17 protein-coding genes are annotated in these 19,928 nt (G+C 30.2%); 7 read left to right on the plus strand and 10 right to left on the minus strand.

Going from position 1 to position 19,928, the window contains the following annotated elements; genetic code table 11:
- Window positions 1–9: 9 nt before the first annotated feature.
- Window positions 10–2,805: a leucine--tRNA ligase gene (gene leuS / locus DFR85_RS17490; RefSeq protein ID WP_110269398.1), complete on the minus strand. Its 2,796-nt coding sequence runs from the start codon at window positions 2,803–2,805 to the stop codon at window positions 10–12.
- Between the two features lie 41 nt (window positions 2,806–2,846).
- On the minus strand, window positions 2,847–3,899 hold the full coding sequence (locus tag DFR85_RS17495; RefSeq protein ID WP_110269399.1) for a TIGR04084 family radical SAM/SPASM domain-containing protein: 1,053 nt from the start codon (window positions 3,897–3,899) through the stop codon (window positions 2,847–2,849).
- A 111-nt stretch (window positions 3,900–4,010) separates the two neighbouring features.
- Here DFR85_RS17495 and DFR85_RS17500 point away from each other — a divergent pair, with 111 nt between their 5' ends.
- Window positions 4,011–4,433 carry a hypothetical protein gene (locus DFR85_RS17500; protein ID WP_110269400.1) on the plus strand — a complete coding sequence of 141 codons (423 nt, stop codon included), beginning with the start codon at window positions 4,011–4,013 and terminating at the stop codon, window positions 4,431–4,433.
- On the opposite strand, the gene DFR85_RS17505 is transcribed toward DFR85_RS17500, so the two are convergent.
- The 8 genes from DFR85_RS17505 to DFR85_RS17540 form a co-directional block, all read right to left on the minus strand.
- Window positions 4,420–5,004, minus strand: a complete 585-nt coding sequence (locus DFR85_RS17505; RefSeq protein WP_110269401.1) for a hypothetical protein — start codon at window positions 5,002–5,004, stop codon at window positions 4,420–4,422. The two genes, DFR85_RS17500 and DFR85_RS17505, sit on opposite strands and share 14 nt — an antisense overlap.
- Window positions 5,005–5,128: 124 nt before the next feature.
- On the minus strand, window positions 5,129–6,418 hold the full coding sequence (locus DFR85_RS17510; RefSeq protein WP_110269402.1) for an RNA-guided endonuclease InsQ/TnpB family protein: 1,290 nt from the start codon (window positions 6,416–6,418) through the stop codon (window positions 5,129–5,131).
- Window positions 6,396–6,971 (minus strand): IS607 family transposase, encoded by a 576-nt coding sequence (locus DFR85_RS17515; protein ID WP_110269403.1) that lies wholly within the window; start codon window positions 6,969–6,971, stop codon window positions 6,396–6,398. Before DFR85_RS17515 ends, DFR85_RS17510 begins: the two co-directional genes overlap by 23 nt.
- A 147-nt stretch (window positions 6,972–7,118) precedes the next feature.
- Window positions 7,119–7,760 carry a hypothetical protein gene (locus DFR85_RS17520; protein ID WP_110269404.1) on the minus strand — a complete coding sequence of 214 codons (642 nt, stop codon included), beginning with the start codon at window positions 7,758–7,760 and terminating at the stop codon, window positions 7,119–7,121.
- Entirely contained in the window at window positions 7,757–8,404 is a 648-nt protein-coding gene (locus tag DFR85_RS17525) for a TenA family protein (protein WP_168367233.1), read from the minus strand. Before DFR85_RS17525 ends, DFR85_RS17520 begins: the two co-directional genes overlap by 4 nt.
- Window positions 8,395–9,111, minus strand: coding sequence for an SDR family NAD(P)-dependent oxidoreductase (locus DFR85_RS17530; RefSeq protein ID WP_110271746.1), 717 nt, complete (start codon window positions 9,109–9,111; stop codon window positions 8,395–8,397). The genes DFR85_RS17525 and DFR85_RS17530 overlap by 10 nt, the downstream gene beginning before the upstream one ends.
- A gap of 10 nt (window positions 9,112–9,121) precedes the next feature.
- Window positions 9,122–11,065, minus strand: a complete 1,944-nt coding sequence (locus DFR85_RS17535; RefSeq protein ID WP_110269405.1) for a thioredoxin domain-containing protein — start codon at window positions 11,063–11,065, stop codon at window positions 9,122–9,124.
- Between the two features lie 43 nt (window positions 11,066–11,108).
- A complete protein-coding gene (locus DFR85_RS17540) occupies window positions 11,109–11,744 on the minus strand; it encodes a hypothetical protein (protein ID WP_110269406.1) in 636 nt (211 codons plus the stop codon).
- A gap of 185 nt (window positions 11,745–11,929) precedes the next feature.
- Here DFR85_RS17540 and DFR85_RS17545 point away from each other — a divergent pair, with 185 nt between their 5' ends.
- The 6 genes from DFR85_RS17545 (at window position 11,930) to DFR85_RS17570 (ending at window position 19,915) form a co-directional block, all read left to right on the plus strand.
- A complete protein-coding gene (locus DFR85_RS17545; protein ID WP_110269407.1) occupies window positions 11,930–12,811 on the plus strand; it encodes a tRNA guanosine transglycosylase family protein in 882 nt (293 codons plus the stop codon).
- On the plus strand, window positions 12,792–13,322 hold the full coding sequence (locus DFR85_RS17550; protein ID WP_110269408.1) for a DUF5591 domain-containing protein: 531 nt from the start codon (window positions 12,792–12,794) through the stop codon (window positions 13,320–13,322). The genes DFR85_RS17545 and DFR85_RS17550 overlap by 20 nt, the downstream gene beginning before the upstream one ends.
- 205 nt (window positions 13,323–13,527) lie before the next feature.
- On the plus strand, window positions 13,528–15,135 hold the full coding sequence (locus DFR85_RS17555) for an ATP-binding protein (protein ID WP_110269409.1): 1,608 nt from the start codon (window positions 13,528–13,530) through the stop codon (window positions 15,133–15,135).
- A gap of 79 nt (window positions 15,136–15,214) precedes the next feature.
- A complete protein-coding gene (locus tag DFR85_RS17560; RefSeq protein ID WP_162582547.1) occupies window positions 15,215–18,196 on the plus strand; it encodes a P-loop NTPase fold protein in 2,982 nt (993 codons plus the stop codon).
- Window positions 18,183–18,854, plus strand: a complete 672-nt coding sequence (locus tag DFR85_RS17565) for a coiled-coil domain-containing protein (protein WP_110269411.1) — start codon at window positions 18,183–18,185, stop codon at window positions 18,852–18,854. The genes DFR85_RS17560 and DFR85_RS17565 overlap by 14 nt, the downstream gene beginning before the upstream one ends.
- Window positions 18,851–19,915 (plus strand): DNA double-strand break repair nuclease NurA, encoded by a 1,065-nt coding sequence (locus DFR85_RS17570; protein ID WP_110269412.1) that lies wholly within the window; start codon window positions 18,851–18,853, stop codon window positions 19,913–19,915. The genes DFR85_RS17565 and DFR85_RS17570 overlap by 4 nt, the downstream gene beginning before the upstream one ends.
- Window positions 19,916–19,928: the final 13 nt, after the last annotated feature.

Below are 19,928 nucleotides of genomic sequence, written 5' to 3' on the forward strand. Positions count from 1 at the left end.
ATCTTTCTCCTAGATTATTACAATAGAAGGCATTAATGGAAGTGCTATACCTTTCTTTCCCTTAATATCTGGTGCTTCTGGATCATCAGAATAATAGACTCTTATCTCATCCACATTGAGTTTATTTAATAAAAAGTTTACATTGCCAACTATAGTGTTAAATTCATCTAGATCGTATTCCAATATTAAATCCTTAATTAGATCTGGTATTTGTTGTAAATTATTTCTTATTCTTATTAGATAGTCAGACTCTGGCAACTCCTTATGTGCTCTTACTGCGTTTATAACATCACGTATATAGCCAATTTTTTCTGGACGTGTTACATAAAATATTATTTTTTCTGATTTTTTATTTAATATACTTTCCATTTTATTTATATAGTCTATAAGATATCTTATATATTCCATTGACATTAATATTTTCTTGTCTAATTGAAAATCGCTTGCGTTTGGAAATGATTCTTTAGATACAAATGTAGAATATCTTGAATGCCAAAGTTCTTCTGAAATAAAAGGAGCTCCTGGTGATAATAGTTTTATCCATGAATCTATAAATTTATTTAAAATATCTTTATTTGGATTTTTTCTAAACTCTAGATATTCTTTTAATAATTCATAAAATTCATATAATATAATATTATACGCTTTTCTAAACTCAAGATTGTCCATAAGAGAAGATATCTCTTTTATTTTATAATGTAATATTGATGAAAACCATATATCTTCGTCTTTAATATCATTGCTAACTTCCATTTTTGAAAAGAACATTATGGTATCATAAATCCTTTTTAATTGATTAGAAATAGAATTTGTAATATACGAGCTAAAATCTGTATCCTCAGATATTTCTGAGGATACTGTTAAAGCCAATCGAATAGGATCTGCACCAAATTCGTTTATAGCCTTGAATAATGGATAGACGTTTCCAAAACTTTTACTCATTTTTTTGCCTCCAACTCTAACAAATCCGTTTATTATAATTGACCTTGGAAGATATTTTTCACCAAAAATAGCAAGATGGTTATATAAGTAAAAGGGCAAATGATTTCTTATTAAATCTCTTCCACTATGTCTAGAATCTACTGGGTACCAATATTCGAATTCACTCTTGATATCTTCTAATATTTTTTTATCTAGTTGAAGTTCTTCAGAAATTTTATTTACATCTCCTTCGCCTAATAAGACGTAATTCCAAAAAACATCTTGGAGCTTTTCGGGATCCTGAGGTAATTTATGGGCTATTGTATAGAAAACTGTATATATAGTTGAGTCACTTAAACTGTCAACTATTTGTGAATTATCCCAAGGTAGTCTAGCGCCTAATCCTCTACTTCGTGAACATGCTCTCTTATTAAGGGAAAATATTACTTTTTCTAGATCTTTCCTTTCATCTTCTGGTATAATCTTTATCTTATCTAAAGATTTTAGGGTTAGTGATTTCCAATTTGGATCATCATAGTTAATAAACAATTGATTCTGCATCATTTTAACTACTATTTCAGTACCGCATCTACAATAAATAGGACCGTTAGATATTTCATAGATATTATCATAGTGTCCCAATTTCTTTAATAACTCTATTATTTTTTCCCTAGCATCCTTAACTGGTTTTCCATTAATTTCATCTTTTATATACTGTTTCATAAAATCGGGTACTAGATTTTCAAGATCATTAGCCATATAGCCCTTGTAATATTCGATTTTATATAATGATTCTATGTAATCTTTCAACTCTGCTGGAGTTTTTGTCCCAGCTATAGAGACTACCTCAACTGATGGTATATCTTCATATTCTGATGTATAGATTATTCTTTTTAACTCAGGCTTAATTCCTGATTCAATTAATGCTAAATAATGTAATGGCTCATGAGAAGGTACAGCCATAACTATTCCTGTTCCTACATCTGGCTCAACTATTTTGTTAGGTATAATATCTAACTTTTCACCAGTTAAAGGATTAATAACCTTTATTTTTAGTAAGTCTTCTAGTTTAATTTCTCCTATTTTTTCTAAATTCATTTGATATGATAATTTACTAAACGCTTTATCTGTTAATATCCACTTTTTAGAGTCCTTTTTAACAATTATGTACGTAGCTTTTGGATTTATCATTAATGCAGTAGCACCAAAAATCGTTTCTGGTCTAGGCGTTACAACAGGAAATAAATAATCATTATTTTCAAAAAGTATTACATTTTGCTTTACTATTTCTGGTTCTATATCTCCTTTAGTATCATGCATTCCTACTGGAAAATTATCATTAGGACAAAATCCTACTGCCTCAGTAGACTGCGAGACATAACCCTTATCCTTAAGTTTTCTAAATTGCCATTGTATAAATTTCTCAAACCTTTTATCTACAGTTGTAAATTCTCTTCTCCAATCTATACTGAGGCCTAATTTTTTTGCAGTATTTTCCATCTCATTCTTAAAATACTCTGCTAACTTTAATGGATCAGTGAATTCTTCCAATTTTTCTCTAGGAATGCCATAGATATCTATAAATTCAGATATTATATCTTTATCTCCTCTTTTTATAGCTTCTGACATAGAAAGTATAGGTGTACCTGTAAATTGGAAAGCTAGCGGGAAAAGTACATTATGTCCTTTCATTCTCATATATCTTGCGTAAATATCTGCAGTTACATATGTTCTTCCGTGTCCTATATGAAATGGACTGTTTGTATAAGGAAATGCTACAGTAATAAAGAATTTAGGCTTCTCATTAGGATCTACATTAAACAAGTTACAAAAATCTTTACTCCATTTTTCGGCGAGTTTGTTGAAGAATTGTTCATTAGACATTACTATTTAATAGATTGAGAAACTTAAATTATATCATTAAATCATGGAATTACTTCTGTAGAATCTAAAGTGGGATCATACTTAAGGTCGCTAAGTTTTATTGATCCTTTTCTTATAGCATTATCAATTTCAGGAATTATAGACAGTACTATTTTTAAATACTCTTTTGTAATATTATCTACAATATTAAATCCTTCTTCTCCCCAATATTTTTCTTTAGATGCATAAAGACATCTTCCGCCACAGTACCTATTATATTCGCAATTTTTACATATTTCTGGCAAGGGATCTTCCATTAGTTTGAAACCATCCACTGAACCTAATTCAGCCCACTTTTCTCTCACAGCTATAGGGCAAGATAATACTCTTCCATCAGATGTTACAGTTACTGACTTATATCCAGCTCCACAAGGAGATCCTTTATAACCTTCAAAATAATGAGCGGAAATTACACCTAATATAGGTATTATCTTAATTATTTTTCCTTCCCAAATTTTTTCTACAAAATAGTCTACCAATTTCTTTATTCCTGGTATATAATTTTCTCTTGCCCACCTTTCCACGTTCCATTTCTCTGTCCATATTACGTTTAGTTGCCAATGTATTTTGTCATATAAGCCTAAATTTATCAAATGCATCACCTCCTCATAAATATCTGAATCTTCAGTTACGGTCATTCTTGCTATAGTCTCTATTCCTAAAGATTTAAGTAATTTTGAATTTTCTGTGACTACTCTATAAATTTTTTTTCCTCTATGCTTGTCTGTAATCTCTTCTCTTCCATCTATAGATAATAACGCTACGTTAATTTTTTTCCAATACTTTAGAGGTAAAATTCTTATTAAAGTTCCATTAGTTTGTATACCTATTCTTTTAGCTCTCACGTTGTCAATAAAGTCCATTATAAATTTTGGATTATTAAGTGGTTCTCCACCATAAAAAATTACTGTAGGGTTACTATCATTTTCTATTAGTTTTTTAAGCTTATTTATATTATATGTAGTCTTCCATGGTACTACGTCTTTTGGGAAAGATCCACCACAATAATCACATATTAGATTACATTTCCCAGTAGTCACGAGTAGCCATAACATAAGGGTTAAAGGTTTATTAGACTAATAAATTCTTATTTAATCTTCAACTTTTCTTAGCAAAAACATTGGAGTAAAATATATTATCTACATTATTACTAATAAAAATATTAAATGAATATTGAGCTAGTTCGGAAAGGTTTACTTTATGTAGGGATAGGTTTGGTATTACTTAGTGTAATAGTTGGAGATATGTTTCTAAATGGAAATATGACAGCATCGAATCTAGTTCTAAATCGTAATCAGTTTAGTACGACTTTTACATTTTCTGAACCAGTAGCAGTAGAAGTTCATTCTGAAGCAAACGTAAATATAAAAGGAGGAAACGTATATACTGTTGGAAATAATTACATTGCAATACCTACATCTACTGAATTATTATTAAGTATAAAAAATTCTACATCTAGTTTTATATCAATAAATATATTTAAGCTACCGTCATATATCTATATGATATTTTCACTTATATTAACTGGAGTAATGTTAATAATCATTTCTATAATTATTATTATTTATATTAAGTTTAAGAATTTCTGATAGAATCTAGAATCTCTTTAGTTAATTTCAATGCTATGTCTTCCTGTGCTTCTTTAATTCTATAATATAATGATAATGAAACTAGAAGTTTATTTAGGGCCCTACTTAATGTGTCTGAATTTATAGGTCTCTCAAGGTGTGTTGCAATTCTTAGTTCATCATCAAGAGTTATAAATTCTATACCTTCAGAATTCAATAGATCGTTTACTATATCTTCTCCGTTAAAAGGAAATAAATTTAGATCGTTTCCTGTAAAAATCTTGTTTCCGTTCAAATGTAATGTTATATATTCTCTCCAATATTTTGGTTTATATAATATTTCTCTAAATTTGTCGATTTTACTAATTTTGTTTGAAAATGCATTCAGTAAATCGTCTGGAGCGTTAGTAGGATATATTAGAATCGCATACGTATCGAATTCCTTGCTAATATAGCTTCCCTCTTTTCCTTTTAATATGCTCCAGTCATTTTCATATGTTATTTGATAGTTTGATATTGATTCTCTAAATGCATAAAGATTGAAATATATCTCAATTATAGCTTCAGCGGTGGTCCTCTCATCATAATTCATGTAGTGCTCGACCTCATCATTTACTCTAGAATAATATATTCAGTCAGTTTAAATATTATATCATCCAATCCAAGGGGTGGAACATCATCACTAAATTGCATAGACTATATTAGGGGTTTGGGCTTCATAGGATTTCATAATATTTCATATCAATCCTCAGCCCTTGGGCTTCACCAGAGTCACGGGGAAACCCGTTACCCCTCCGCCCCTTTAGCGGGATAACCCCAACCCACACCCGCGGAATATCACGGATGCGGGGAAACCCGCACATCTTGAGGTATATGTTGAGAGATGCGTTCAATTGCCTATCCAGAGTGAACCCACACCTCTCACACCTAAAAGTCCTGCCGACCTTTCGGGAAACCCATCCACATCTGGGGCAGGACTTGGAAGTGAGGTGCGGGTCAACCTCCTTAACGAAAGAACCATATAAGGGAGCCTTGTATTTAAGCACACGGTGAATTGTCCTCCACACAGTCCTTGAAACCTTCTTAGACAGCTTGTCATCAGCGTCTTGGAACATTGACTGCTTATCCAACTTTTCAACAGCAATCAGAGTGAGAGGATACATTTCCAACAGTTTGTTCACGAACTTGTGAACATAATCCAGCACACGATTCCTCTCCCTATGAGAATACTTATTCATTAACACCTTCCCCTTCCTACCGTGTTTAGAAGCAAAAGATTGTATTTTACTCCTCTTCAACTCCATACCGTACTTCAAACTATACAACTCCTTCAAGGAGAAAGTGACGAACTTCTCCCCATCGTAAGCGTCTAATGTGTAAAGGTTACTATCAATTGAGAGAAAATCTATGGGAGTAAACCAAGGTAACCTGTAACGGAACGGTAGGTGAACTCTATCCTCCTTAATTATGGGCTCACACAACTCAAGCCCTTCAACCCTTCGTGAAAACCACTTGTGAGACCATGAGAAGGTGACGTATTCGTGAGGTCTTACAGTAATCCTAACGTCTTCGCCATCAACCTTCCTCAGAGTAGACTTTACCCTAACGTAAACCTTCCTCAGTGTTGGTTTCCTTAATGACGCTTGCCCCTTCTCAGCCCTCCTCTTCCAACTCTTCAACACTGAGTAAGCGTCATTTATTGCTTTGTCCACGTAATGTGAAGCTAGATTGTTAACCTTCTCAAGCTCATCCCTCAACTTCTTGTAAACCTCCTTTTTTTTAGGGAGAGTTATTTTAACCTTAGCGAAAATTTTCTTACCCTTCTTGACCTCCTTCCTCTCTATCCTAGTCTTTTCCCACAGATAGTCTAATGCCTTTTGCAGTAGGGCTCTGTAATTCTCCAGTAGTATTTTCGTCTCCTCCTTCTTATCGTTCTTCAGGGAGTAAGTTAGGTAGACGTATTCCTCCTGTGGTTGGAATGATTTAAGCCTTAAGTTCTTCGACACACTTCTTCACCTTCTCTTTCCTCATTCCTTGCAATTTCTCGCTGAATGATACTAGGATTGAGATTAAGTCTTCGATTAACTCTTGTTCTGGGGTTTTGTCCTCCTTGTTTAGCACCACGAGCTCGCAGTTGTGTGCTTTGCACACCTCTTCAATTATTTCAAAGCCGAACATTACTAGTCTGTCTGGGTAGGCTATGACTATTTTTGATACTTCGTTATTCAATATCATTCTCAGTAATTTGAGGAAACCTTTTCTCTTCATGTTTAATGAAGATCCCACGTCTGTTATTACTTGGTCGTAGTCCTTAACGTTCTCCTCTAGGTATTTAACTTGGTTTATCAAGTCGTCTTTTTGTGTGTTTGATGATACTCTAGCATAAAGTATCACTTTCCTCTTCCTAACAATCCCCATCAGTCTTTCTACGTCCTCTTCTCTGAACCTCCACTTCTCGCTCTGTAATACTACTGGTTGAATGTAGCCTTTCTTTACGTATTCTCTGAGTGTTGCGTATGAAATTCCTAAGCGTTGGCACACTTCTTTAGGTCTTAGCATTGTATAAAAGTTTATGATGAAATAATATAAACTTTACGGTTTATCTGAAACTGCTAACAACGGCTTTATTATATATAACTAAGTATTTATCATTTTTAGCTATTTGAAGTATATTCTATGGAATTTTGGCCAAAATATTTAAGATGACTAAAAGACATTCTCTATAAACCTTTTTATTTCTATAGAGTATTTGTTAATAGGCCTAAATTCACTTGAAAACCTTTTTTTATCTGAATAAACGAAGCTATTACAATCTGATGCCCATAAAATTTCCTTTTTATTAGAATTTAGCCAATAAATTAAATTAAAGCAGGAACCATTTTTATTTTTGATGTATATTTTTAATTTCCTTTCAGTGTTGAATCCTGGTTTATCTTGAAGGAACTCTTTATTTAATTCTATTTTTAACTCTTCTAATCCAAAATCTATATATTTCTTTGGTTCAAATCTAAATTCGCTCATGTCAATAAGAAAATCTTCAATTATAGATAATGGTATTTCGTGAATAATATGAGTTTTATTTACGTCTTCTTGAGTATTGTTTATCATATTATTAACTAATAATTTTATTTCTTGTATGGCTTCACTATCCTTTTTTACTGAAAGGTTATTGAAATCATACAATCTTCCATTACTATAATTAACTCTATGATTAGGATTAAAGATATTAAGAATTAATACATTATTATTCCAAGTTAGTTCAATTATATTTGATCTACTATTACATTGGAAGTTTATAGAAGTTTCACTACAATGGAAAGAGAAACTAAGTTCACTTATCCAGGTCATTCTATACCACTAATTTTTGTCTCATCGTTTCTCAGCGCGGATTCCCAGAACATTATTTCAAAGTTAATACTATCGCGAAATATAGTATTGAGTTCTTCTTTATAATCTATAGAATTTAGCGAGTCTAATATTATATCTATTCTGCTCTTATATTCATCAGACGCATAAAATTCTGCCCATTTTTTATATATATTATTTGAAGTATCTATTACATATTTTCCAATTTCGTAATATCCCCACATACATGGAGCCCATGCCGCTAAAAATTCTGCCCAACCTATTGTTGAATAATAATATAAATGTCTAGTATATGCATAGTTAACTAGAGAATATCCAGTTTTCTCTATTTCTTTTTCAGTAATTCCTAGTTTATCTAGTAAGAAAGAATGAACTTCTACTCCTTTATCTCTAGTTTGAAAAATCTTTGTAAGTATTTTAGAGGTTTGCTCGATAGGACCTAAAGAAGAAGCCTTTATCAAACTCTTTAACATTATTTTAACATATTTTGAATCCTGAATCAAGTAATATCTGAAATTCTCCAAATTGAGTGTGCCATTTCTCATTTTTACTACAAAGTCATGTTTTACATATCTTTCCCACAATTCTTTATTATTTTCTTTTAATTTATCGCTTATCATATTAATCTCACCCCACCATCTACTGGTATGACTACACCATTTACCCATTCTGCTTCTTCAGTCATTAACCATACTATTACTCTAGCAAAATCTTCTGGAGGTGCTTTTACATCTCCAAGTTTTCTTAGACTTTTCCAGTTTCTGCCAATTTCAAACTCCCCATAAATCCAACTAGGTGCTATGCCCACAACTCTTATTTCCTTTTTTATTAACTCTGAAGCTAAAATCTCTACTGCTTTTGCAGTACCTGCTTTAGATATAGAATAAGATAGCTGATTAGGTAGTGCCTTGTCTATACCTCTTAGAGCCGATACTAGAACTATAGCAGAATTTCTATTTAGATAATTCTCTGCAGCAGATACTATATATAAAGGCAATTTAATATTATTTGTTATCATCTCATCTAATCCTGATAAATTTTCTATAGTATCTTCAATATATCCTCCTATAAGTATGGCTAATCCATCTAGCTTTCCTAGTTTATTAAATGCTTTTTCTATGATCTCTTTTGCGTTTTCTTTAGATGATATTCTTCCTTGCAAATAATCTATAGTTCCATACTGCTTTAGTTTTTCTGAAATTTCTCTCAATTTAATCTCATTACCTGAATTTATTATCACATTTGCACCTTCTTGTAACAAAAAGTATGCTAAAGCGTAACCTAATCCTTTGCTTACACCTATTATTAATATATTCTTGTTCTTGAGTCTCATTAAAATCACTTTATAATTTAGTTATAAGAAGTCTCTTTACATCTTTCTCTTCAAAAATAGGTAAACTACAAGTATTTCCTATGCATATAAATGCTCGACTTTTTCCTTCAGACTCTCTCATCATAGATCTTATCAGACTGTTAACGTAATCTTTGTCATCAATACTTACCTTTTCTACAGCCTTAAATGGATAATACGTTAATATAGCTTCTTTATGCAATTTATTGGCATTTCCATCTTTCTCATCTATTATAATAATATGAGCTCCACCTTTTATATAGGAGCCTAAAGTTAATAACATTCCTGCTGTGAACGATGGATCGTCAGAGTCTGAAATGGAGCTTTTAAGAGTATTGCTAACGTTAGTATATCCCATTAGTTCTAGCTTGTACATTCCTTTTAATAAAAGAGATATTGCTGATTCGTTGGGTATATCGTTTTTTGGTATATCGCCTTGAGAATCTATAAAAATATCATTGGCCCTAAATTTTTGTAAAGAATTAAAAATATCAATGGCCATATCCAAATATTTATGTTGGGATGTTACTTCATAAGCTACTATACTTGCATTTAACGCAGATGCATAGTCTTCTATTAATCCGTCTTGACCGCCTTCTAGTCTTCGCGAGATTTTTTGTAATTTATTTACTATATTTAATCCTTCATTTAATCCTTTTCCAGAAACCATAGAAGATAGAACTAAAGATTCGGCTATTCTACAATTAGAATACGTATATTTATTGTCATCTATATTAGGCATTTTTCTAGAATTTAATCTATATTTTAATAATTCATCTCTAATATTACGTAAAAACGATATAGTTTCATTTATACTCAAATTCAAAAATTTTGATATATCTCTCATATCGTAAGCTAATCTAAGTACTTTTCTTCCCTCAACTTCTCCTCCTAACTGATAAAATCCGAATATTTTCTTAGCCTCTTTAGATTTTTGTCCAAGAGCTTCATCAAATTCATTCTCTGTCCACGTATAGTATCCTCCTTCTATTCCATCGCTATCAGCGTCTATGCTATTAGCAAAACCTTCACCTAGATATAAATCTCTCAAAACAAAATCTACGGAAAGATCCAGCGCGTCTAATATTTCTGGATCATTTAATGCTATATATTCATTAAAATAATCTAAGATAAGTTCAGCATTATCTATAAGTAATTTTTCAAAATGTGGAACTAACCATTCACGATCAACAGTATATCTATGAAAACCTCCGCCCACTTGATCAAAGATTCCGCCATAATACATTTTTTTCAAAGTATATAGCGATAATTTTTTACCTAAATCGTCACCTGTCCATGCGGAGTAAGCTAATAGGAATTCATCAATTTTAGGATGTGGAAATTTCATTGAATTACCTATACCTCCATATTCTATATCATAAGCTCCTACAATAGCAGAGTAAGACGATGAGATTAAATCGAAGTCTAATTTAGTATTTCCTTCTTCTATATTGAAATGTCTAATTATAGAAATGGAAGACGAATTTATTTTGTCTCTTTCATTTTTCCATATATTTAGTATTTCCCTTAAAAGTTTTTTAAATCCAATCCTACCGTAAAAGTCGTCTGGAGGAAAATACGTTCCACCGTAGAAAACTTTCTTATCTGGTGTCATAAAAACGGTTAAAGGCCAACCTGATTCACCAGAAATTGCAAAAACAGCATTTTGTAATGATTTATCAAGATCTGGTTTTTCATCTCTATCTACTTTTATTGCTATAAAATTTTCATTTATTATTTTAACAACATCTGGATCCTCATAACTTTTATCCATCACGTGGCACCAATGACACCAGGAAGCTCCAACGTCTACTATTATAGGCTTATTTTCGTTTTTTGCTATTTCAAAGGCTTCTTCAGTCCATTCATACCAGTTTATTGGGCTATTAATGGATTCTCTTAAGAAGGCACTTTTACTATTAGCTAATTTGTTCATTAATTAGACTTTTATCTTGAGAATTTAAACATAAAAATAAATCTCATTTATTTCTTTTATTAATAAGGTATATTGCGCCTAGTATTCCAAAGAAAGCCAAGCCTGCAAATTCATATTTAGGTATTGTAATAGGAGTTCCTTTATATTTAGAGAAGATAGCTGTTACAGACGTATTACCGTACGCTATTATCCAGTATCTTGGATAATTAGATAAGTTAGACCACGAATCAAAAGTATAGCCTTTAGATGCTTTTGGCTGCAATGTTAAAGTTGTTCCTTCAATTAATTTTAATTCTGTGGATTTATTTATAACAATTATTGATCCATTATATAATTTTGCAATTATTTCTCCTGGTCCATCTATACTCAAATTAAGATAAACGTAATTTGGAACTAACGATACATTTAACCATGAGACATTGTTTGGATTTATTTGAACTACGGATGATTCATTATTATTTATTTCAATATTATAACCAATGTCATTGGTATAAGCAAGAATTGTTACGCTAGAATTTGGAACTTGTACTGTGGAGTTTTTATTTAAACTTAAGATTGTACTGCCGTATTCTACTATTACTGTAATACCTTTGTTAAGTATTCTTACATGGATTGTACTTGAACAAGCAAGTGTTGAGAGTAGCGTAACTATAAGTATAATAAATAGCAAGTATCTCATGCTTTAAAAAAATGGTTAAAAATGATGCAGTCTTTTCCGAAAATTAAATCTTAAATACATTATTGCTAATAGTTTATCCTGAGTGTTGATCTCGACCTTATCTGAAAAATGATGATAGGTTGTTCGTCTGAACTATAAGTATTATGAATGATTAAGATATAACCTGTACTACCACATCATTTTCTGTGAAGGTAATACTAGGAGTTCCAGATACGCGAATACCAGTTTGGGAATTAAATTCTGCAATAATGATAAATCAACGTTCTTGGTCTAAAATTCCATGGGATAATGAAACATGGGTGGATAGTGGCGGATATCAAATAATGAAAGGAGAAAAAATTAGTCTAGAAGAAGTTGTAAAAAAATATCAAATTTTAGACGGAGATCAGTTCATGAGTCTTGATATTCCATCGTTTTGTGGTCAAGTTAATGAAATTAATTTTAAAAATTTTGAATATTTGTATGAGAAGATAAATGTAATACCAGTTATTCATGCTTACGATATTGATAATATAGACAAAGCTTTAGACTTTTACAAGAGATATTCAGATAAAATAGCATATGGGGGAATTGTTCCTCCTTCTTTAAAGGGAGGTAGAAAAATAGTTACTCTAATTTATCATTACTTAAGGCGAAAAGTTAAATACGTTCATGTTTTAGGGGCAGGTTCTCCTTTTATGAGAAGGATATTTTTTAACGCTGATAGTGTAGATACAGCCACTTATAGAATTAAAGCTATGAACGGTTTAGTGTTAATTCCAGGTAAAGGAGAAAGATACGTGGGTGAAAGGAAAATTTCTTGGAAAGCTAAAAGAGCTACAGAAGAAGAAATTGATAGATTGTATGATTTTTTAGATAAAACACGTTTTCCGTATTCTATAGATTTGCAAAATTGGAAAAATAGAGCAATAATAAATGCATGGACTTTATTGTATTCAGAATATGAGGATGAGAATTATAATATATCCTATTCGGTAGAGGTAAGTAAAATGGGCGAGGATTATTTAAGAAGTAGTATTGAAGATATATGTAAAAAGGCGCAAAAAATTGAATTGTCCTCCGCTTAAGGGAGAGAGAGTAATAAAAGAAAAAGGTAAAGATCCTTTCAAACATCCAGTAGTAATGGAATGGCATCAGTTTTTTATTAAGAATTGGAAATCTGATAAGGAAATAGCGTTCTTATTGCCATGTACATCAGTAAAACCATATAATAGGTCTCCAACACATAAATTAGCATATTCTATAGCTAAGAAGTTTAATTTGAATTTGCAGTTCTATTCTGTTTCTGAACCAATGCTATTAGTTCCACGTGAATATGAAAATTGCTATCCTTTTAATTCCTATGACTATCCTCCTAATATGATGACAGAAGAGGAAAAACAAGAGTTTATTAATTTATTATCAGTAGCTCTTCAGAAAATTGCGGAATTTCATAATAGAATAATAGCAGTTTTACCTAAACATCATTATACTATAGTGGAAAAAGCTGAACAGAAAGCTAATATAAAAATAGAACTTCATCCATATGGCAAATTAGCGTTTAAAACAATTAGCGACACACTTAAGTCTATTAAATAATTTTTCTTATTCATTCTAGATAAAAATATAATATGCTATCTAATTATGTTTGGTTAAAATTTTATCAATATTTATATTATTTTCATTAATTTTTATATTAAGTAGACTTTAAAGAAACTTAAACTATACAAGTTAGAGAATTTTAGGAAACTATTATATATAGAAGCCTATTCCCTTTAAAATAAACAAAAATAATACACTAAGTATGTTAGAAGATGGAAAAACTGTAGGAATAATACTGCAAAAAGGTGAAGCTAACTCATTACAAGCTGTAATTAATCCTTTTGAAGATATAACTTCAGGGCAATTATTTATCTTAAAAGATAACGATAAACTATCACTAGGTAGATTAGATAGTTATGAGTATATAAACGAATTTTATGATGAAAAAATTCCAATGTTGAAATCTTTAATTGGAGATAATAATTCATTTGAATTATTAAATATGAATACTATAATAAAAGGATCTATTAGTATAATAAAAAGATATAACCATAATTCTACTCCTAAGCCTGGATCATTAGTTAAATTATTACCCGAAATAAATAGTGAAATATCTTTAATGGAGTTCTACGGTATTTCGGATATTTCTGGGAATATAAAATATGGAAAATTTGTCGGTTCAGATATTCCATTGTTATTGGATTTAAACTCTATAACAATGCATGTAGGAATATTTGGAGAAACTGGTAGTGGTAAAAGCTATAACATGCGATATCTAATTTATTTGTTGTCTAATATCGAAATCAAAGGCGTTAAAACCGCTCTTCCATTGGTAATAATTGATGCTAACGGAGACTATTCTGACTTTGCGTCAATTAATTATTCGGTAGTTAAAGGAGGTAGAAAGTGGATAAAAAGATTCGTAATAAGAGATCCTATAAACGATAGTGAATCTAGACTTACTATAGATCTTTCTTTATTTACGCCAAAGGATTTAGCAGATTTTATAATTTCTTTAAAATTTAGTGGAGAATCCTTAAACTCTCTTCAAAGTAACTTACTAGATTTCATTTTATCTAGGCATGATATAAAGGAATATAACTTTTTGCTTGGAACTGACGAAGGCATTGAGAAGCTAAAAAGTGAATTTCAGGATCCTTCTCTAAAAGAAATAGGGTTTAGTTATGGAACTTTAAGGGCTGTATTAAGTGCATTAGAAATTTTCAGATCTAAAATGATTACAAAATATAAGCTCGTTAGTAATACTTCTAGTATTAATGAATCAGTCTTAGAGTTATTATGGAAAAATAAAGGGATGCTTATAATTGATTTTTCTGCTGATGGTTCTCCTGGAGTAGATATAGCAACAAAACAACTAATAGTAAGTTATATTTCGAGGCTCATACTTAATTATTTGACTAAAACTAAATATTCCGGATCTCAAAAACTTATAGGTTTTGTAATAGAGGAGGCTCAAAATTATATTCCTTCTAACGATTATCCAGTAAATGCCAGTATTACCAAAGATACGTTAGTCACTCTAGCGACTCAAGGTAGAAAATTTGGTGTTTCATTATTCCTGGTTAGCCAAAGGCCAGCATTCGTTGATAAATATGTATTATCTATGTTAAATACGTTCTTTTTCCATAGAATATACCATGAGGACCTTAGATACGTTATGTCAGCATCAGGGGGTTTACCAGAATCCTTAGCTAAATCGTTACCTTCATTAGATGTGGGTTACGTTATTGTAAACGGATTAATGTCAGAGCTTAAAGTTCCTGCACTTGTGAGAATACCTTGGGATCCTAGGTTAGGATCATACGCAGGTTCTGTAGAAAGAATTGATAGGCTACTTATTGGAGAATAGATCTAAAATGACTTGTAGTTACAGACTAAGTGAAACTTCTGCTGACAGTGAAAGTATTTATAAAATTTACAAGTGTGTTATGTCTAAGACCAAATTTACAGATAAATTAAGATTTTTTAGGCAAATAGGAGAAGAAATTATAAGAATAAAAAGTTCACGTGAATCTCCAGAGATTATTGTATTATTGGCAGACTGGGGTCAAGGTAAGACTACATTTCTGAATATAATTGAAGAGGCGTTACTTGAGGAAAAAAGAAGTATAAGCAAAATAAATTTCCTAGATATATTAAGAGATTTACAAAAATTAAATGAAATAGAATTGTCTGATATCTCTTTAATAGATGAAGTAGAATCTGGAATAGATTTTGCAGTTTATAAAGAATATTCAAGCTCTATTAGAGAGTTTTGGATTTTCATTAAAAATCTTGCAAATTCTAAAGGGAATAAAATAATATATCTTTCTATGACTCCAAGTGCGTTTTATAAGATATTCTCAAGCGGCGGACAATTAGGTATTATGTTTCCTGAAACATATTATTCTTTTTTACAGAGAATAAAAGTTATAAATATTAATACACCTAGTAAATTGGAATTTTATGCTATGTTAAGCTGTTTATTGGAATTTAATAATAAAGACGATAGTCTATTAAGATTTATGGACCTACCTTTTTGGACTATATCTCAAGAGAGAAGAAAGTATGCTAGATTTTTCAATGATATAATATGTAATTCATTTAATTTTGATAATATAATGGAATACTTATTCAAGTCTATTAAAGATTCTAAGTGGCTCAATGAAGAAGGAGAAACAATTAGAGAAAGTAATTTGTTGAATTTTGAAAAAAACATGGATATAGACGAAATAGAAAAATTCCATAGAGCGTTACTTAGCAGAATCTTATACAGAGATGAAATAATAGCTAAGTTAAGTCCATACGTGGTTAAAGGATTTACAATAGATTATGATTCTTGGGTTGAAATAGCCGGTCCTACTAATATTGATGATTTCGTTTTAACTTTTTTACCGAGTAAAACTTTTGATGATAGTCTTAAGGTTTTTGTATCTGAAGAATTAGATAAAATTGTTTATGAAGGATTTAACAAAGATGACTTAAGAAAAATATTAGATAGATTAAAAATTAGAAAAATTGATGAAGCATATAGTTTGAGTTGGAATTTCTTTGAAAGTTTAGTAAATACAAACGTAGGCGGTTTAGTAATAGATTTTAAATCTAGAGAAATAAAGGAAAAAGCTATAAAGTTTGTAAACGAAAATCTTATAAATCCAGAAAGGGAAATTGATGCTTTATATTCATTTATAAAGTTATTAAATAATAATTCTGAAGAGAAAAATATTTCAGAAAAAATAAGACTGATATCTCTACAATTAGATAGAAAGTATTCTGTAATTGTTGCTAACATAGCAAATGAGAGTGATTATACTAGATTGATGAATATATTAAATTCTAGGGAAAGAATAATTAATGGGTTAATATTGCTTTTAAATGATTTTATTAAAAACAATGATGACATAAGTAAATCAATAGCTAAAGAGACAGATAGACTTTCTATAGCATTTTTAGCGCTTGATCTTTCTACTCCAATAAAGAGGCAACTACTCTATTTGAATTTCATGGACATGCATCCGCAGTTAGTAAAACTGAGAGAAGACATAGTAAATCTAAGATTAGGGGATTTGAGAGATAATATTTCAAGACTTTTAAACGAAATGAAATCCAAAATAGAAGTTTATCAATTACCAGTAGCTAAAGGAAATAAAAGACCGTTACAATCAGTTAATTGGATACTTTTTAATGATGATATATATCCTGATAAAGTACGTAATGTATTTTCTAAAGTAGATGAGCTAGTTAACGAGAAGTTTAGGATTTTTGGTTCCAAACAATTTAGCCTGGAAGATATAGAGTCTGACGAAACTCTGAAAAACGATATAGTACAATATATGGCTGAAAATGAAATAATAAATGTATCAAATGAATTAATATATTACGATGACTTACCTGGAAGAATTGTTAAAAATTTCACAAAAAATCTATCTGGTTATCTTTATCAAAGGTTTGGTAATGAAACAGAAAATATGATCTTGGAGTATCTATTTTATCTTTCAAAGCTCAGAGACAAACAACAATTGACAAACATAAGTAAAATATTTGATACGAAAAAACAGACATCATTAGATTTCTTAATATATATGTCAGTAGTAAGCGGGGAAATAATTAATTATATAGATAGAAATAAAGTTATAAATAAAATAGAGGAACAATCTAAAGAAATATTAAATAATATACAAAACATTGATTTACAGCACGGCTATTTTATTACTGCTAAAAAAAGAGGCGCGGGGATAAGAAGCTTAAAAGATATGAGGGATTCATTAGTTAAGTTTAGGCAGAGCGCTATTAGATCTTTGGAGCGTGAGGATTTTCGTAATTATATTAGATTATCTTTTGTATTTTTTACATTATATTCACTATATAAAGATTTTATTGATGAAACAGAATACTCAGAAAATATAGTAACTAGTATTAAAAATGATATGAACACTAAAATCAATCTAATAAATTCCGCTAGGAAACTTATTGGAATAAAAGATAACATAGATGAAGAAAAAATTCTAGTAGAGATATTTAATTCTTTAGAATCTAATTTTGAAAATTATATTTCAGATATCTTTATCTCTATTGATATATTAACTAAGAATAAAGAAATGGATGATTTAAGGAATTTTATTCAAATAATACAGAAAAACTTTAATAATGAATATAACAATTTATACTTAATAATATGGGAAGCTATTAAATTGAGTCTAGACGGAATAATTTTACCATTCCCGCAATCGTTTAGAAATACCAAATTACATAACGATGCTTTAAGGTTAGTTGATATAGGAGGCAGTTTAAGAAGGCTTAGTAACATAATTTCAGAGATAAGAAAGATAGATCCTGAAATATCTAAATTAAGGGAAGAAGTGATAAGAAAGAAGGAAGAAGTAAACAAGTTAGTTAATACATTAGAGGCGAAGATTAGTGAATTTAACTGAATTAGTAATGGAATTAGAAAATTTTAAAAATAATTCAAGCTGGGATAAATTGAGAGATGAAAAAGAGAAGTTAGATAGTATATTAGTAAAATTGCAAGATGCCAATAATATAATTGATAAATTAAAAATTAATATTGAGAAATGTAAAAAAAGTGATTTAGAAGAAATAAATTTAGAAATAAACTACATCTTAAATATACTTAAAAGTAATAATGGTGATGCAATAAGTATCTACAGTGCAATCGAAAACGCTTATGAAAGATCTGATAAATGCATCAAAAAAATGAACGAAATTAGGTCCAAATTAATTATGGAATATACTAATAAATTAAAAGAATACAATAACAAGATCTTTATATATTTTAGACTATTCAATAATATTTTAAAAATTAATATAGATATATCTACTTTTGAAATATCTGATAATCTTAAAGAACTAGAAAACGAGATTAAAGAGGCAGAGAACGAACTTAATATTCTAAATGATAGATTAAAAGAGGAACTAATTAAGTCCAATTTAACACAAGAATATGCTAATCTATTGTTAGAGTTTTTGAATGAGGGAGAAATAGTAATCTCGAAAAAGAATTCTGATAAAATGCTTAAGTTACTAGAATTTTTGCTCTCAAAAAATATACCAATAAAAGTGAGAATTTGAAGCCAGAAGAAACGTTCAAGAGATTAGAAGATTTAGCAAAGGATGAGACTGAAAAATTAAGGAAAATAAGTATTATAACAGATTATATTGTAGACGAGATTACTTTAGGAAATATTGATCTAGATATGGAGATTGCTGAGCCTGAGGTTAAGCAACATGTTGCTACTAGCGTAGACGGAAGTATGTATCAAGTAGATATAGGGGATATATATTTAATAATAGCAAGAGCAGTCAAGATAACTGGTATATATTCTCAAAAGCGGGAAATTCCACCAGAAATATCAGAGGATTTCAAGATAGTTAGCGATTATTACGGTATAGATACTGCGAAAAAAGACGCTATACTTCTAATGCTAACTCTTGAAACCAACTTACTAGAATCATGCAATAGTGATATAATTTTTATTGATGGACCTTTAGTAGACCCTCCAGTTTTTAGTGACCAGATATATGGTAAAAATATACTTGAGAACTTAGCTTATCGTAGGAGTGAAATATTTAATAAAAATTATGATAAGGTAGTAGGAATAGTTAAGCGTTTTAGTCAGAGATTTATGATTAATTATTTATTATCAAGTGGATATTCTCAAATTGTAAATTCTATGGAAAGATTTTTCATTAGTAATTTAATATCTAAATTAAGGAATAAGAAAGGAATTAAAAATAACGTGCCAATTATATTAGGCTGGATTAACTGGGATAAAGCATTTGAGGGATCAGTTATCGACGATTTAGAGAGTACAAAGATAGCATATTTAAAATATAGAGAGAAATTAAACTATAGTATTTTCTCTGCATATTACCAATATGATGTAATCTCGCCAATAAGTAGAGTTGATGTTTTAGGCTTAAATTATCCATATAATTTACAAAATTTTATTACTGCATGGGGAGCAAGCGGGTACTCTGAAGTTACAATATTAAATAAATTAGCAGACGATTTTTCTGAGATTTCTAAAAACGAGGCAAACGCATACGCTAAGCTTTTGTTTTCAAAGATTAAAAGAGATATTAATCCTTCAGATATTGTGATGATGAGGAGATCACCAAATGATCTGTGAGTAGTCCTAGTCC

This window comes from Acidianus brierleyi (assembly GCF_003201835.2).
In the GTDB taxonomy this organism is placed as follows: domain Archaea; phylum Thermoproteota; class Thermoprotei_A; order Sulfolobales; family Sulfolobaceae; genus Aramenus; species Aramenus brierleyi.